Consider the following 17,352-nt stretch of genomic DNA (forward strand, 5'->3'; position numbering starts at 1 on the left):
TCCACGAGAGCCTTTATGGGTATACCTCTCGTGGAATTCACAAGGTGCCGCCGGTGGGTGCGCAAACGATTGCGATACGCGTACTTCGCGCATCGTCAGGCATCGTGAGATTGCCGGTGATGGGCAATGTGCAATCAGGTGCCAATACACCGTGCTTTACAAAAGAGAATCGCGATGTTTCGGTATCCACAGCTTCGTTTTTTTAAACATTTTTTCTCAAGTTCCGCGTCGCGCGAGCCGATATTGGAGTGGTCCCAAACGCCTGGGACGGGGTCGCGATACCCACGCGATACCACGCAATGTCCACGTGATACCCACGCAACACGCGGGCAACCCATACGACACACAAGGCAGACACTACGGGAACGAAGCGGGTGCAGGCGAACAACGCAAGTGCCAGGGCGATGCATGTCCTCGCTGGCCCGACCGGGGGGCGGCGATGACGCCGCTCGCCCGTCGTCGCCGCTACGGCGTCCGCCTGTTCGGACGCCGGCGCGCTCGCGCGTCGCGTCTGCTCGGCTGGCTGTTCGGGTGCTTCATGACTGCCGGGCTGATGTTTCCCGCGCGCTCGCCGGATGCGGCGACCGTCAGCTCCGGCGTGACGTCCGCCGGTCTCGTGGTCAGCAACGGCGCGACGCTCACGGTGCGCGGAACGGCGTCGTCGACGTCGGTGGACTCCGGCGGCAGCGAAAACATCGTGTCCGGCGGACTCGATGTGAGCGCAACGATCAGCGGCGCGTACGCGATCCAGTCGATCGAGTCCGGCGGCGCCGCGAGCAGCGCGGTGGTCATCGCGGGCGGCACCCAGGCGATATCCGGCGGGTCGAGCTACGGCACGACGCTGTCGAGCGGCGGCGCGCAGGGGGTGTTCTCCGGCGTGGCGGTGCTCGACACCATCAGCGCCGGCGGTGCGGACTACGTGTGGAGCGGCGGCGCGACGTCCGATACGATCGTCGACTCGGGCGCAACCGAATACGTGCTCGGCGGCACCACGAGCATCACGTGGCTCGCGAGCGGCGGCCAGCAGGAGGTGGATAGCGGCACGGCCTTCGAAACGCTGATCGCGCAGGGCGCCGACCAGTACGTCAACTCGGGCGGCATCGCGATCAGCGCGATCGTCGGCAGCGGCGGCACGCAGTGGGTGAGCGCGGGCGGCATCGCCTCGGCTACCCAGGACGACGGCGTGCAGACGGTGCTCTCCGGCGGCGTGGAAAGCGGCACGGTGGTGAGCAGCGGCGTCGAAAACCTCTACGGCGAGGGGTACGGCGAGACGGTGGAGTCGGGCGGCTCGTTCATCGTCTATTCGGGCGGCGTGGACAGCGGCGCGACGCTGCTCGCCACGAGCCAGACCGTCAGCTCGGGGGGCCGGACGTTCGCGGTGCAGGTGTCGTCCGGCGGCCTGCAGACGGTCAGCGCGGGCGCGCTCGCAAGCGGGACGACCGTCGATGGCGGCGGCGTCAACGACGGCGCAACGCAGAACGTATTCGGCTCCGCGGTGGGCACGGTGCTCACCGGCGCGTCCTATCAGGTGGTGCAGGACGGCGGCGTCGCGAGCGGCACCCAGGATGAAAGCGGCTCGATCTGGCTGGACTCGGGCAACTCGCTCGCGAAGGACGCGATCCTCACCGGCGGCTTCATCGGCGTGCAGTCGGGCAGTATCGCGTCGGGCACGGTGATCAGCCCGGGGTGGGAGCAGATCACGGTCGGCGGCCTCGACATCAGCGCGGTGATCTATGGCGGCAGCCAGACGATCTTCAGCGGCGGCGCCGCAAGCGGCGCGCTCGTCGACGGCGGCATACAGGACGTCTACGGCGGTGGCAGCGCGGTGGCCACCGTCATCAGCGCGGGCAGCCAGTCCGTGGAGGGGATCGCGAGCGCGACCGTGGTGGACGGCGGGCACGAGGTCGTCAACGGCGGCGGGGTCGCGTACGGCACGCTGGTCTACGGCGGCAGCCAGGTGGTCAACGCGAGCGGCGTGACCTACGGCACGCTCATCGACGGCGGCAGCCAGGTCGTCAACGGCAGCGGCGTGGCGAGCGCAACGGTGGACAGCGCCGGCATCCAGTGGGTCGCCGGCGGCAGCGCGATCAGCACGACGGTCACCGGCACGGGCTGGGAGGACGTGTACTCGGCCGGCGCATTCGCGAGCGCCACGACGCTCAGCAGCGGCGGGTCCGAAGCGGTCAATGGCGGCACGCTCGACGAAAACGCCGTCGTGCTGTCCGGCGGCTTGCAGACCGTGCCCGGCGGCATCGCGAGCGGCACGCTCGTGAGCGGCGGCAGCCAGGCCGTGTCGAGCGGCGGCAGCGCGGTTTCCGCGACGCTCAGCGCGGGCGGCACGCAGACGCTCGGCGCGGGCGGCGTCGCAGCGAACACGCAGGTGGACAGCGGCGGCGTCCAGCGCGTGAGCGGCGGGCTGGCGTCCGCCACGACAGTCAATTCGGGCGGCGTGCAGACGCTTGCCGCCGGCGGCAGCGCGAGTTCGGCGACACTCGCGGCGGGCGCCACGCAGACGGTGAGTTCGGGCGGCATCGCCGATGCGACGACCGTCGATGGGGGCGCCACCGAGACGATTCTCGCGCACGGTACCGCGAGCGGCACGCTGGTGAGCAGCGGCGGCGCGCAGAACGTGTCGGGCACCGATGACAACGCAACGATCCTTGCGGGCGGCGCGCAGACGGTCTACCGCAGCGGCATCGACAGCGGCACGACGCTGTCGGGCGCCACGCAGACGGTGAGTTCGGGCGGCATCGCATCGGGCACGACGGTGGAAACGGGGGCGACGCAGACGGTATCGGCCGGCGGCAGCGCGGTATCGGCGACGCTCGAAGCCGGCGGCACGCAGACGGTCGGCTCCGGCGGCGTCGCGGATGCGACGAGCGTAACGTCCGGGACTTCGCAGACGGTGCGCGCGGGCGGCAGCGCGAGCGGCACGACGATCGGCAGCGGCGGCATCGAGTCGCTGGCGGGCGCGGGCAGCGGCGAAACCGTCCTGTCCGGCGGCCTGCTGGAGGTGCTGGCGAGCGGCGTGGACAACGGCGCGACGGTGATGACGGGCGGCCTGCAGACGGTCAGCTCGGGCGCGACGGCCAGCGGCGCGGTGCTCGCCGGCGGCACGCAGAACGTTTATGCGGGCGGCAGCGCGAACGGCACGACGATCGGCGACAACGGCCTGCAGTGGGTCTACGCCGACGCCGCCGCGAGCGGCGCGCAGATCGGCAGCGGCGGCTGGCAGGTCGTCGACGGCAGCGCGAGCGGCACCGTCGTGAGCAGCGGCGGCCTGCAGACCGTGAGCGGGATCGATGCGAACGCAACTATTCTGGCGGGCGGCCAGCAGGACGTCGAGCAGGGCGCGACGGACAGCGGGACCACGTTGTCCGGCGGTTCGCAGACGGTGCTGACGGGCGGCACGGCATCGGGCACGACGATCGATGCGGGTGCGACGCAGACCGTCAGTTCGGGCGGCGCGGCCGAGGCGGCGCTGCTGTCCGGCGGCACGCAGACCATCGATGCGGGCGCAACCGAAAGCGGCACGACGCTCGCCGGCGGACAAGAAAACCTGCTGGGCAGCGGTACCGGTGAAACCGTATTGTCGGGCGGTCTTCTGGCCGTGCTGGCGGGCGGTGTGGACAGCGGCGCGACGCTCTCCGGCGGGGTGCAGACGGTGAGTTCGGGCGGGGTCGCGTCGGGCACGATCGTCGATGCAGGCGGTACGCAGACCGTCGCTGCGGGCGGGATCACGAGCGGCACGCGGGTGAGCAGCGGCGGCGTGCAAAACGTCTCGGGAACGGATGAGGGCGCAACGGTCCTTGCCGGCGGCACGCAGACGATCGATGCGGGCGGTGTGGGCAGCGGCGCGACGCTGTCGGGCGGTGCGCAGACGGTGAGTTCGGGCGGCAGTGCGTCGGATACGACGATCGAGGCCGGCGGCGCCCAGACTATCGATGCGGGCGCAACGGAAAGCGGCACGACGCTGAGCGCGGGGCGCGAGAACCTGTCCGGCACCGGCGAGAACGAATCGGTGCTGTCCGGGGCGCTGCTGGAGGTGTTCGGCGGCGCGGTGGATACCGGCGCCACGGTATCCGGCGGCGAACAGCGGGTGGATTCGGGCGCGACGGCGTCCGGCACGGTGCTATTCGCGGGCGGTTTGCAAACCGTTGGCGCGGGCGGCCTTGCCGATGCCGCCCGCGTTGGCAGCGGCGGGACGCAGAGCGTGGCGGCGGAGGGGACGGCGAGCGGCACGCTGGTGAGCAGCGGCGGCGCGCAGGACGTGTCGGGCATCGACGATGGCGCGACGATCTTCGGCGGGGGCGTGCAGAACGTGTACGCCGGCGGCATGGACAGCGGCGCGACGCTCTCCGGCGGGGTGCAGACGGTGAGTTCGGGCGGGGTCGCGTCGAGCACGACGGTCGATGCGGGCGGCACGCAAACCATATTGGCCGGCGCAACGGCCATTTCGGCGACGCTGAACGCGAGCGGCGCACAGACGGTGAGTTCGGACGGGGTCGCCGACGCGACAACGGTGAATAGCGGCGGCGTGCAGACCGTCTCCGCGGGCGGTGTCGCAAGCGGCACGTGGGTGCGCAGCGGCGGCGCGCAGGACGTCTCGGGAACGGATGTGGGCGCAACGGTTCTTGCCGGCGCCACGCAGCGTATCGGCGCCGGCGGCGCGGACAGCGGTACGACGCTTTCAGGCGGCGCGCAGAGCATCAACTCCGGCGGTGTTGCTTCGAACACGACGGTCGATGCAGGCGGCACGCAAACGGTACTGGCCGGTGGTAGCGCGATATCGGCGACGCTGAATGCAAGCGGCACACAGACGGTAAGTTCGGGCGGGGTTGCCGACGCGACAACGGTGAACAGCGGCGGCATGCAGACCCTCGCAGCCGGCGGCGTCGCCAGCAGCACACAGTTGAGCAGCGGCGGCACGCAGACGATTGAGGCAGGCGGTACGGCCAGCGCAACCCAGGTGAGCAGCGGCGGCGTACAGAACGTCTCGGGCATCGATGACAACGCAACGGTTCTCGCGGGTGGCACGCAGTCGATCGACGCGGGCGGCGTGGACAATGACACGACGCTTTCCGGTGGCGCACAGACCATCAACTCGGGTGGGACCGCATCGAATACGAGCGTCGATGCAGGCGGCACGCAAACGGTACTGGCCGGTGGCACGGCCATATCGGCGACGCTGAACGCAAGCGGTACGCAGATTCTCAGCGCGGGCGGCATCGCGAGCGCGACGACGGTCGACAGCGGCGGCACACAGACGGTCGCCTCGGGCGGCGAAGCCGCCGGCAGCGTGGTGAACGATGGCGGCACGCAGGCGATCAGCGGCGGCGGCACGGCGATCGGCACCGAGGTGAACAGCGGAGGCGTGCAGGCGCTGTACGGCGGTGCGATCACGAGCGACACGACGATCAACAGCGGCGGGGCGCAGCGCATCGATGCGGGAGCGACGGCCAGCGGTTCGGTGCTGAGCGGCGGGGGCGTGCAGCAGGTGGGCTCCGGGGGCAGCGCGCAGGGCACGCAGGTGGACAGCGGCAGCGAGCAGCAGGTGGCCTCGGGCGGCGTGGCTGACGCGACGACGGTGAGCAGCGGCGGTGCGCAGACCGTCTCCGCGGGCGGTGTCGCAAGCGGCACGTGGGTGAGCAGCGGCGGCGCGCAGGAGGTCTCGGGAACAGATGTGGGCGCAACGGTTCTTGCCGGCGGCACGCAGGGCATCGACGCCGGCGGCGCGGACAGCGGCACGACGCTTTCAGGTGGCGCACAGAGCATCAACTCCGGCGGTGTTGCTTCGAACACGACGATCGATGCAGGCGGCACGCAAACGGTACTGGCCGGTGGCAGCGCGATATCGGCAACGCTGAATGCAAGCGGCACACAGACGGTAAGTTCGGGCGGCATCGCCGACGCCACCACGGTGAGCAGCGGCGGCATGCAGACCCTCGCGGCCGGCGGCGTCGCCAGCGGCACGCTTGTAAGCAGCGGCGGCGTACAGAACATCTCGGGTATCGATGACAACGCAACGGTTCTCGCGGGTGGCACGCAGTCGATCGACGCGGGCGGCGTAGACAGTGGCGCGACGCTTTCGGGCGGCGCACAGATCGTTAGCTCTGGCGGTGTCGCATCGAGCACGACGATCGACGCGAGCGGCGTCCAGGCCGTCGCCAGCAGTGGCGACGCCAATGACAGCGTGGTGAATGACGGCGGCACGCAGACCATCGACGCCGGCGGCACGGCGAGCGGCACGCGGGTGAGCAGCGGAGGTACGCAAAACATCTCGGGCAGTGCGCGCGGCGACACGATCCTGGCCGGTGGCACGCAGTCGATCGACGCGGGCGGCGTAGACAGCGGCGCGACGCTTTCGGGCGGAGCCCAGACGATTAGCTCCGGCGGTATCGCCTCGAACACGGCCGTCGATGCGGGTGGTACGCAGAGCGTATTGGCCGGCGGCGGCGCGAGCGCGGCCACGATCAACAGCGGTGGGACGCAGACCCTCGCGGCCGGAGGCGTCGCCAGCGGCACGCTCGTAAGCAGCGGCGGCGTACAGAATGTCTCAGGCATCGATGACAACGCAACGATCCTCGGCGGTGGCACGCAGTCGATCGACGCCGGCGGCGTGGACAATGACACGACGCTCTCGGGCGGCGCGCAGAACATCAATTCCGGCGGTGTTGCCTCGAACACGACGGTCGACGCAGGTGGCACGCAAACGGTACTGGCCGGTGGCACGGCCATATCGGCGACGCTGAACGCAGGCGGTACGCAGATTCTCGGCGCGGGCGGCATCGCGAGCGCGACGACGGTCGACAGCGGCGGCACACAGACGGTCGCCTCGGGCGGCGAAGCCGCCGGCAGCGTGGTGAACGATGGCGGCACGCAGGCGATCAGCGGCGGCGGCACGGCGATCGGCACCGAGGTGAACAGCGGAGGCGTGCAGGCGCTGTACGGCGGTGCGATCACGAGCGACACGACGATCAACAGCGGCGGGGCGCAGCGCATCGATGCGGGAGCGACGGCCAGCGGTTCGGTGCTGAGCGGCGGGGGCGTGCAGCAGGTGGGCTCCGGGGGCAGCGCGCAGGGCACGCAGGTGGACAGCGGCAGCGAGCAGCAGGTGGCCTCGGGCGGCGTGGCTGACGCGACGACGGTGAGCAGCGGTGGCGTTCAGACCGTCTCCGCGGGCGGTGTCGCAAGCGGCACGTGGGTGAGCAGCGGCGGCGCGCAGGACGTCTCGGGAACAGATGTGGGCGCAACGGTTCTTGCCGGCGGCACGCAGGGCATCGACGCCGGCGGCGCGGACAGCGGCACGACGCTTTCAGGTGGCGCGCAGAGCATCAACTCCGGCGGTGTTGCCTCGAACACGACGGTCGATGCAGGCGGCACGCAAACGGTACTGGACGGCGGCAACGCAATATCGGCAACGCTGAATGCAAGCGGCACACAGACGGTAAGTTCGGGCGGCGTCGCCGACGCCACCACGGTGAACAGCGGCGGCATGCAGACCCTCGCAGCCGGCGGCGTCGCCAGCGGCACACAGTTGAGCAGCGGCGGCACGCAGACGATTGCGGCAGGCGGTACGGCCAGCGCAACCCAGGTGAGCAGCGGCGGCGTACAGAACATCTCGGGTATCGATGACAACGCAACGGTTCTCGCGGGTGGCACGCAGTCGATCGACGCCGCTGGCGTAGACAATGGTACGACGCTTTCCGGCGGTGCACAGAGCATCAACTCCGGCGGTGTTGCTTCGAACACGACGGTCGATGCAGGCGGCACGCAAACGGTACTGGACGGCGGCAACGCAATATCGGCAACGCTGAATGCAAGCGGCACACAGACGGTAAGTTCGGGCGGCATCGCCGACGCCACCACGGTGAGCGGCGGCGGCGTGCAGACCATCACAGCCGGCGGTATCGCCAGCGGCACGCAGATCGAAAGCGGCGGCACCGAAACCGTCGCGGGCACCGGCAGCGGCGAGACGATCCTCGCCGGCGGCTCGCAGACGGTCGTCTCGGGCGGCACCGATCGCGCGGCCACCGTATTCGGCGGCACGCAGACAGTGAGCGCCGGTGGTGTCGCACATGCCGCGCTCGTCGCGGGCAGCGGTCTGCAGACGGTTGCGTCCGCCGGCCTTGCATCCGGTACGACGCTCGCCACCGGCGGCGCCCAGGACGTGAGCGGCGGCACCGCGTCGGCCACGACGATCCTCGCGGGCGGCACGCAGCGCGTCGGTTCCGGCGGCCTTGCCGAGACCGCTTTCATCAGCAGCGGCGGCACGCAGACGATCGGCGCGGGCGGCCTCGCGGCGCTCGCCGAAGTAGCGAGCGGCGGCGCGCAGACGCTCCTGTCGGGCGGCGTCGCGAGCGTCACGACGATCGACGCAGGCGGCGTCCAGGTGCTCTCGGGCGGTGCGCTCGCAACCGGGACGATTGTCAGCAGCGGAGCCGTCCAGACGGTCTCGTCGGCCGGCTTCGCGAGCAGCACGGCGGTGCTCGACGGCGGCATCGAGGACGTGCTCGACGGCGGTCTCGCAAGCGCGACACAGCTCGCGTCGGGCGCGCTCGAATCGCTGCGCGGCAGCGACTTCGCGACGCGCGTCGCGAGCGGCGGCACACAGTCGGTACTGGCTGGCGGCGTCGCGCAGCAGGCGCAGCTCGACGGCGGCACACAGCGGATCGCGTCGGGCGGCGTGGCGAGCCGCACGGTCATCAACAGCGGCGGTGCGCAGATCGTCCTGTCGGGCGGCGCCGCATACGACGCGATGATCGAAGGAGGCGGCCTGCAGACGATCTCGTCGGGCGGCGCCGCGAACGGCACCACCGTCGCGAGCGGCGGCACGCAGCAGGTTTACAGCGGCGGCACCGTGAGCGGCACGGTGGTCGTCCAGGGCGGCGTCGTGCAGGTGTACGGCACCGCGAGCGGCGCCAGCATCTACGAGAACGGCGTCGCGCAGATCGGCAACGGCGGCACCAGCGGCAACCTCGCCGGCAACGTGCTCAACAACGGTCAGCTCACGTTCGATCACGCCGACAACGTCACCTTCGCGAACACCATCAGCGGCGCCGGCACGCTGGTCCAGGCCGGCAGCGGCACATTGACGCTGAACGGCAACAATGCGGCGTTCGCCGGGACGACGCTCGTGAGCGCGGGCACGCTCGCGGTCGGCGATCGCGCCGATCCGGGCGCGGTGCTCGGCGGCACCGTGCAGGTGAATTCAGCCGGCACGCTGATCGGCCACGGCACGATCAGCGGCACGGTCACCAACAGCGGCAACGTGCGCCCCGGCGGCTCGATCGGCACGCTCACGATCGCGAGCGACTACACGCAGGCCGCCGCCGCGAGCCTGACGATCGAGGTCAGCCCGACGTCTGCGTCGCAACTCGCGGTCGCCGGCAAGGCGACGCTGAACGGCGGCCTGCAACTGCTCTACGACCCCGGCACCTACGGCGCGCGCACGGTCTACACGATCGTGTCGGCGGGCTCGCTCGACGGCCGCTTCGACCAGGTCAGCTCGGGCGGCGCAGGCGCTGCGTCGGTGAGCCAGAGCGTGGTCTACGGTCCCGACTCGGTCGACCTCGTCGTGATGAATGCCGCCACCGTCGTCGCGCCCGTCGACACGAGCGTGTTCACTGCGATCGGCACCGCGCTGACCCTCGACGCGCTGTCGGCCAGCGAGCAGCTGCTTGGCCGCGAGGCGCAGGCCTGCGATGGCGCATCCGGTGCATCCGGCGGGACCGCGTGCGCGTCGCCGCAGCGTGGCCTGTGGCTCGCGAGCACCGGCGTGCAGACCCGGCTCGACGCGAGCGGCGCCGCGCCCGGCTTCGGGGTCCAGCAGTACCGCTTCGACGCGGGCTTCGACTGGCGCGCGGCGCCGCGCACGACGCTCGGCGTCGCCCTCGGCTACGCGCACAGCGACCTCAGCGAGGACAGCACCGGCGACAGCGCGCGCGCCGACACGCTGCGCACGTCGCTGTACGGCGGCCGCACGTTCGGCCCGGTGCGGCTGTCGGCGGCGCTGTCGTATGCGTACGACGACATCTACACGCGCCGGCCCTTCGGCACCGCGGGCACCGCGTATGGCAACAACAGCGGCAACGCGCTGACGGCCGGCACCCAGGCGGCGCTGCCGCTCGCGCTCGGCGCGCTCAGCTTCACGCCGCGCCTCGGCGTGGTCTACGGGTTCTTCCACGGCCAGGGGTTCGGCGAGAGCGGCGCGGCCGGCCAGGATCTCGCGGTCGGCACGCAGACCACCCATACGCTGCAGCCGTACCTCGACTTCTCGCTTGCGCGGTCGTTCGGCGACAGCGTGCGACCGGTGCGCGCGCAACTGAATGTCGGTTACGCGCGCGAACTGCTCGACGGCGCGCGCAACCTGAGTGTGAGCGCGCAGGACGGCACGCCGTTTTCGGCGCCGGGTGTGCCGCTGCCGCGTTCGCGCCTGTTCGGCGGCGTGCAGGTCGACGCGACGTTGCGCAAGAACCTGGACTTCTCCGTCGGCTACACCGGCTCGTTCAATGCGGGCGGCGGAACGCAGCAGAGTATCGACATGACGATGCACTTTGTTTTTTGACGAGGTCTGATAGACCTTGTGCGACTGGATGTACACGCAACCTTTCTGGACACGCAACCTTTGACCGGCAGGAATCGACCATGACGCAATCCACGCAGCCAGCATTGGGCGACAGCACCGGCGCCGGGCCGGCCGGGACCGGCGCGCCGGCGGCCGAGGCCGCGCCGCCGCCGAAGCCGGCCTATCCGCCGCCGGCCGACGTGCCGGTGATGATCGGCCCGCGCGGCATCCGCTTCGACTTCAACGACGGCTGCCGGATCGCGCTGCCGAACGGGCGCTGGCGCGTGGTGCTGCGCGACCTCGACACGTCGAACATCCTGTACGAGACCGAAATCGGCAGCGGCACGGTGCGCAGCACGAAGCGCTATTACGTGCGCTTCGGCATCACTGTGTGGGATCTCGATGCGCCCGGCGGGCGCGACGGCAAGCCGCTGTCCGATTACGAATACGACGCGCGCGACATGCAGGTGCTGGTGCAGTTTCCGGTCGGCACGCTCGGCGATACGCTCGGCTGGATGCCGTATGCCGCGGAGTTCGGACGCAAGCAGGGCTGCCGGCTGACCTGCGCGATGTCGGGCCTCATCATCCCGCTGTTTCGCGACGCGTATCCAGAGATCGCGTTCGTCACGCACGAAGAGCTGGACCCCGGGCGCTATTACGCGACCTACAGCCTCGGCCTCTTTTTCGACGACCGCGACTGCGTGCGTCAGCCGAGCGACTTCCGGCTCGTCGGGCTGCACCGCACCGCCGCGTACATTCTCGGTGTCGATCCGGCCGAGCATCCGCCGCGCATTGCGTGCGGCGACGACGACGGGCGGCCGCTCGCCGAACCTTACGTCTGCATCGCGACGCAAAGCTCGACGCAGAGCAAGTACTGGAACAACCCGTCCGGCTGGCACGACGTGATCGCGTTCCTGAAGGAGCAGGGCTACCGGGTCGTCTGCATCGACCAGAAGACGGTGCATGGCACCGGCATCGTCTGGAATCACATTCCGCACGGCTGCGAGGACCAGACCGGCGACCGGCCCCTCGCCGAGCGCGTGCGCTGGCTGAAGCATGCGGCGTTTTTCATCGGGTTGTCGAGCGGGCTGTCGTGGCTGGCGTGGGCGGTCGGCACGCCGGTCGTGATGGTCAGCGGCTTTACGCATCCTGTCAATGAATTTCGGACACCTTACCGTGTTATCAACTACCACACCTGTAACAGTTGCTGGAACGACCCGCAGGTGCGCTTCGACCACCAGGATTTTCTGTGGTGTCCGCGCCACAAGGGCACGCCCAGGCAATTCGAATGCACCCGGCTGATCCAGTCGAAGCAGGTGATCGACGCCATTCGCGCGATTCCGGCCTTCGCGGCGCACGCGAGCGCCGCCGCCGAACCCGCGGTTCGGCCGAAAAAACGCGCGCTCGCGTCGATCGCATCCTGAACCTGTCCCAGTAACTGGATCGAATGTGATGGACAAAAAAAATCGTCCGAAGCCGTGTCATGAAATGCGCATCGACGATGCGCGGCCGCACGCGCGCCGCTGCATTCGTGCAGCGAGCCGGATCGCGCGAATTAGTGCGTCGCACTTCGACGATGCCCGAAACTTGCAAGACGTTTCATCACGTCGTGACGGTTCGCGCGGGTCAGCACGCGGCATCGCGCGCGCATCGCGGTTGCTGTTGCGCGTGGCAGCGCCTATGCTGACGGCCGCACCCTGCGCATCGGTACGCATGGCGAGGGCTGCCTCTACCGCGAAGACATTCGCGCGCAACGCTAAAGTCGGCGATGCAACTGCCGATAGTACGTATGACAGGACTCCGGCGTGCGTGCCTGCCGGCACGCATCGGTTACGCGCATCGGTTACGCGCATCGGTTACGCGCATCGGTTACGCGCATCGGTTACGCGCATCGGTTACGCGCATCGGTTACGCGCATCGGTTACGCGCATCGGTTACGCGCATCGGTTACGCGCAACGGTACGCATGCGGCAGGCGGCCGGCATCAACGTAACAGATGATCAACACAGGCTGCGTTGCGAGCGCCTCAATTTCAAAATGCGCGGGACAGGGTGCGTTGCCCTGTTCCGAGGGTTGTCGGCTCCAGCGCGCGGCGGATTTCCGATGCGACGGTCTGGCAGGACAAGGTTCGAAGTCGGACACGGTCGGAAATGCGATACAGCCTCTTTATTTCAATCCTGAGCGGCACGCTCGCGCTGTCGTCCGCGCTCTTGCCGGCGCCTGCCGACGCGCAAGGTCTGCGCGACGCGCGCGGCATGCAGGACGCGCGTGCGCAGGTCCAGGTCCAGGGCCATGCGCCGGTGCGCGCGATGGTCCGGCGCGGCGGGCGCCGGGTGCCGCTGCGCATCGCGCTCGCCGACATCGTGCCGCGCGCGTACAGCATCAATCTGCCGAACGCCGGCGCATGGGCCGACGCGCCGGTGAACTGGCGCGGCCGCGGCACGTTCGTCGCGGTGATCCGCGAAATGCTGGCGCCGTATCCGGACCTGGTCGCCCATGTCGACACCGACCTTCAACTCGTCACCGTGACGCGGCGCCCGGCGAGCTTCGCTTCGCTCCCCGTGCCGTCCTCACTGCGGCCCTCGCTGCCGCCCGCTTCAGCCGACGCCGCGCCGCCCGGCAGCAACGCCGGTGCGATCGCGGCAGCAGCCGTGCCGACGGCGCCGCCGCTCGTGCCCGCAGCAGCGCCGGCCGCGGCGAATGCCTCGGCGAGCGGACTGATGGTCGAGCGTCCGCACGTGCTTGCGTGGTCGTCGTCCGGCCCGGACGGCGGCGCATCGCATGAGGCCGGGCTGCCGCTCGCATCGGCGCCGGCGGCGCCGTCGCTCGCCGTGGCCACCGTCGACGTGGCCGGCGCGGGTAACGCGGATAACGCGGGCAATGCGGATAACGCGGCCGCGCCGCTCACGCGCACGTGGCAGATCACGCCGGCGGACAAGACCGTTCGGGGCGCGCTCGCGCGCTGGGCGGCGGAGGCCGGCTGGCAGTTCGTATGGGACGTGCCGACGGACTTCTCGGTCGATGCGTCCGCAACCATCCACGGAACGCTCGAACAGGCGCTCAGCGAGGTCGTGCATGCGTTGAAGCGCTCGCAGGTGCCGATTCAGGTGATCCTCTATGGAGGCAACAAGGTGATTCGCGTAGTAGGCGAGGGGGCCGCATGAAGCGGGCGACCGGAATGCTGCTGGCGGCGCTCTGCGCGGCGTGCCTGCTGTCGGGCTGCACGGGCCTGCTCGGCGGGATCAGGCATGACGCCGCGACCGATACCGCGCGCGCGAACGATGCGCTCGCCCGGGTACGTGCCGGCTCGAACACGGCGCACGACGACGACGCGGTCGTGATGAACAACGGCCTGTGGCTGTCGGGCAGCGAAGTGAGCCTCGGGCCGGTCGCGCATTTGCCGGCGCTGTTCGGCCAGCCGGCGAGCTTCGAGCGCTCGATCGGCTCGCTGCAGGCGTTTGCCGCGCGCATCACACGGCTGACCGGCGTGCCGACCGAAGTGGCTGCCGGTGCGCAAAGCGCGGCGCAGCGCGCGCTCGGCGGCGACGCGGCGGGCAGCGGGCCGGCGGCGCATACGGCGATGGGCCGCGGCGTGCCGCCGTTGCCGCCGGGCATGCTCGCGGGCGGACGCACGCTGCCGGGCGGCGCGTCGCAGCGCATCGGCGAAGCGGCGCCGCAGGTGCAGATCGACTATCGCGACGGCGACCTGAAGGGCCTGCTCGATACCGTGTGCGCGCGCCTCGGCGTGTCGTGGAAGTTCGCCGACGGACGGATCGTCTTCTACTTCACGGACACGAAGGTGTTTCAGGTGACGTCGGTGCCGGGCGATACGAAGCTGAACGCCGACGTCGTCAGCGCGGCCACCAACAGCCAGGGGCAGGGCGGCGGCATGGCGGGCGGCGGCCAGGGCACGGCCGGCGGCGCGACGAGCGGCGGGACCGCCTCGGTGTCGTCGAACAACACGGCCGACACGAACATCAGCACGCAGCTGTCGGTGTTCAAGAGCCTCGAACTGTCGATCAAATCGATGCTGTCGCCCTACGGCAGCGTCGTGCCGTCGCCGGCGACCGGCTCGATCGCGGTGACCGACACGCCCGACGTGCTCGAACGCGTGTCGTCGTTCATGAGCGAGGAGAACCGCGTGCTGTCGCGCCAGGTGCTGGTCAACGTCACCGTGCTGACCGTGACGCTCAGCAAGAGCGACAACTACGGGATCAACTGGGGCGCGGTGTATCAGGCGCTCGGCTCGCGCTTCGGCATCACCAACACGTTCCCGACGCTCGCGACCAATCCGGTGCAGTTCTCCGCGTCGGTGATCACGCCGTCGAGCCGCGCGTCGGGCACCACCGCGATGATCAGCGCGCTGTCCGACCAGGGCACGGTGCGGCGCACGACCTCGGCATCGGTCACGACGCTCAACGACCAGCCGGTGCCGGTGCAGGTCGCGACGCAGCAGGGCTACCTCGCCGAGATATCCACCACGTCGACGGCCAACGTCGGCTCGCAGACCGCGCTGACCCCGGGCACCGTCACGACCGGCTTCAACCTGACGCTGCTGCCGCACGTGCTCGACGACGGCACCGTGATGCTGCAGTTCTACACGAACCTGTCCGAGCTGCTGCAACTGCAGACGGTCAGCAGCGGCGGCGAGCAGATCCAGGTGCCGGACGTCGAGACGCGCAACTTCCTGCAGCGCGTCGCGATCAAGTCCGGCCAGACGCTCGTGCTGAGCGGCTACGAGGGACTGTACGACGACGGCGACCAGCAGGGCGTCGGCTCGCCCGCCAATCCGCTGTTCGGCGGCGGCGTGAACGCGTCGCGCTCGCGCGAGGTGATCGTGATCCTCGTGACGCCGGTGCTCACGTCCGGCGTCTGACGACGAACTCTCGCCATGCCGCTCCACATCACCGAAATCAACCGCCATCGCTTCGTCTGCGGCCTGTTCTGGCAGTCGCTGTCGCGCCGGCGCGAGTTGCGCAAGGAGGCGCTCGCGCTCGGCCGGCAACTGAAGTTCGACCTGATGGTGCTGCGCATCGATCGCGGCGCCGCGATGGCCGGCTTCGCGAACCGCGCCGACGGCGCGCGCGCCGGCCTGTCGTCGCTCGGCGCAATGGTGTCGAAGACGATCGCGGTCGAGGGCGCGTACTACGACGGCCGCCAGCAGCCCGCGCCGAACTGGCTTGGCGCGTTCAGGCTGCCGGACGGCCTGTGGGCGTATTTCGCGGTGCGCGACGGACTGTTCCTGCCGAACGGCGACGTGGCCGGCACGCGCGAGGACGTGCTCGATCGCCTCGCGGCCGACTACTCGCTCGGCGGATGGAATGCGGTGATCGGCGAGCCCGAACTCGAAGCTGACGGCTATCACAACTTCTATCCGCGCAGCATCGACCAGCTTTTCCCGCATCGCAACGGCAAGCCGCGCATCGCGCGCTGGTGGCGGCTCGGGCCGACCCGCTCGACGCTGCCGCAGCCGCTGCTCGCGGGGGCCGCGCTCGCGGGCCTCGCGGTGGTGATCGCCGCGGTCTGGGTGTACATCGGACATCAGCGCGAACTCGAGCGCGAGCGCGAGGCGGCGCAGCGCGTGCGGCTGAACCTGTGGCAGGCGAACGCGCCGCGTCCGCTCGCGCATCCGTGGGCCGCGCAGCCGCGCCCGGTCGAGTTCGTGCGCGCGTGTCTCGCCGCGTTCACGAGCGTGTCGGCGGGCGGCTGGGCGCTCGACCAGTACGTGTGCACGCCGCACGCCGCGACCTACACGTGGAGCCGCAACGGCTCGATGATCGCGTTCCTGCTCGCGCAGCAGCCGCACGCGCAGATCGATGCCGCGGGCGAGCACGCGACGCTCGGCGTGCCGCTGAACATGCCCGCAGGCGGCGACGAGCCGCTCGGCACGGATGCGGTGCGCACCCGTCTGCTGAACCTGTTCCAGATGCTCGGGCGCGACGCGCGGATCGAACCCGTGCGCGCGGTCGCGCCGTCGTCGTTCGCGCCGATGGCGCATCTCGGGATGGCGAGCGCGCCGCCGCGGCCCGACTGGCAGACGTGGACGCTCGACGTCAACCTGGGCGGCGTCTCGCCGCGGCGCGTCGCGGCCCTGCTCGAGCAGCCCGGCGTGCGCGTCGAACGGCTCGCGTGGCGCGGCGGCGTGTGGTCGATTCAAGGGGATTTCTATGTGCGCTGACCGGCGTCTCTTCGTTGCACTCTGTCTGTCCGGCGCGCTGGCCGGGCGCGCGAACGCGCAGCCCGTGCCGCATCCGGCGCCGTCCGCTCCCGCGCCGGCGGCGCGCGGCGTCACCCCTGCGCCGGCTCCCGCGCCGGCGACGGCCGCGGCACAGCCTGCCTCCGCGATGCCGCCGGCGCCCCCCGCGTGGGTCGCGAGCACGGCGGACGAACTCACGCAGCTACAGGACCGCACGCTGGTGCTGCAGGCGCAATTGAAGGAGCTGCAGGCTCAGCAGGCGGTCGACGCGCAGCAGCGCAAGCCGGACGACAGCCCGCCGCCGACGCTGACCAACGTGCGCGTGACCGGCATCGAGGGTTTCGGCGGCCGGCGCTTCGCGACGGTTCAGGTGGACGGCGGCGGCGAGTTCGACATCGCGCCGGGCGATGCGCTCTCCGACGGCGCAAAGGTGGTCTCGATCGGCAGCGACACGGTCGCCGTGCGCGAGCGCGGCGGCCGGCTCGTCCGGCTGCGCGTGGGCGCGGGGCAGGCCGCGCCCGGCGCCATGGCGGGCGGCATGAGCGCGCTGCCGGGCGGCGGCGCGCCGGTGTTCGGCGCAAGGGAGTAA

General features: G+C 70.5%; 6 protein-coding genes. All 6 read left to right on the plus strand.

Going from position 1 to position 17,352, the window contains the following annotated elements:
• Positions 1-439: 439 nt before the first annotated feature.
• The 6 genes from AC3AP7_RS23480 (at position 440) to pilP (ending at position 17,352) form a co-directional block, all read left to right on the plus strand.
• Positions 440-10,567, plus strand: coding sequence for an AIDA repeat-containing protein (locus AC3AP7_RS23480; RefSeq protein ID WP_487362707.1), 10,128 nt, complete (start codon positions 440-442; stop codon positions 10,565-10,567).
• An 80-nt stretch (positions 10,568-10,647) separates the two neighbouring features.
• Complete coding sequence (locus tag AC3AP7_RS23485) at positions 10,648-11,991, plus strand: autotransporter strand-loop-strand O-heptosyltransferase (protein WP_487362708.1); 1,344 nt, start codon at positions 10,648-10,650, stop codon at positions 11,989-11,991.
• Positions 11,992-12,717: 726 nt separating this feature from the next.
• Complete coding sequence (locus tag AC3AP7_RS23490; RefSeq protein WP_487362709.1) at positions 12,718-13,731, plus strand: toxin co-regulated pilus biosynthesis Q family protein; 1,014 nt, start codon at positions 12,718-12,720, stop codon at positions 13,729-13,731.
• A complete protein-coding gene (gene pilN / locus AC3AP7_RS23495) occupies positions 13,728-15,443 on the plus strand; it encodes a PilN family type IVB pilus formation outer membrane protein (RefSeq protein ID WP_487362710.1) in 1,716 nt (571 codons plus the stop codon). Before AC3AP7_RS23490 ends, pilN begins: the two co-directional genes overlap by 4 nt.
• Before the next feature lie 15 nt (positions 15,444-15,458).
• Positions 15,459-16,745, plus strand: coding sequence for a type 4b pilus protein PilO2 (pilO2, locus tag AC3AP7_RS23500; RefSeq protein ID WP_487362711.1), 1,287 nt, complete (start codon positions 15,459-15,461; stop codon positions 16,743-16,745).
• A complete protein-coding gene (pilP, locus tag AC3AP7_RS23505) occupies positions 16,735-17,352 on the plus strand; it encodes a type IV pilus biogenesis protein PilP (protein WP_487362712.1) in 618 nt (205 codons plus the stop codon). Before pilO2 ends, pilP begins: the two co-directional genes overlap by 11 nt.

The sequence above is a fragment of the Paraburkholderia sp. PAMB 6770 genome, assembly GCF_057748135.1.

Excerpts from the sequence above, each read along its gene's own strand:
- AC3AP7_RS23480 (WP_487362707.1), top strand. The coding sequence starts at position 440 with ATGACGCCGCTCGCCCGTCGTCGCCGCTACGGCGTCCGCCTGTTCGGA.
- AC3AP7_RS23485 (WP_487362708.1), top strand. The coding sequence starts at position 10,648 with ATGACGCAATCCACGCAGCCAGCATTGGGCGACAGCACCGGCGCCGGG.
- AC3AP7_RS23490 (WP_487362709.1), top strand. The coding sequence starts at position 12,718 with ATGCGATACAGCCTCTTTATTTCAATCCTGAGCGGCACGCTCGCGCTG.
- pilN (WP_487362710.1), top strand. The coding sequence starts at position 13,728 with ATGAAGCGGGCGACCGGAATGCTGCTGGCGGCGCTCTGCGCGGCGTGC.
- pilO2 (WP_487362711.1), top strand. The coding sequence starts at position 15,459 with ATGCCGCTCCACATCACCGAAATCAACCGCCATCGCTTCGTCTGCGGC.
- pilP (WP_487362712.1), top strand. The coding sequence starts at position 16,735 with ATGTGCGCTGACCGGCGTCTCTTCGTTGCACTCTGTCTGTCCGGCGCG.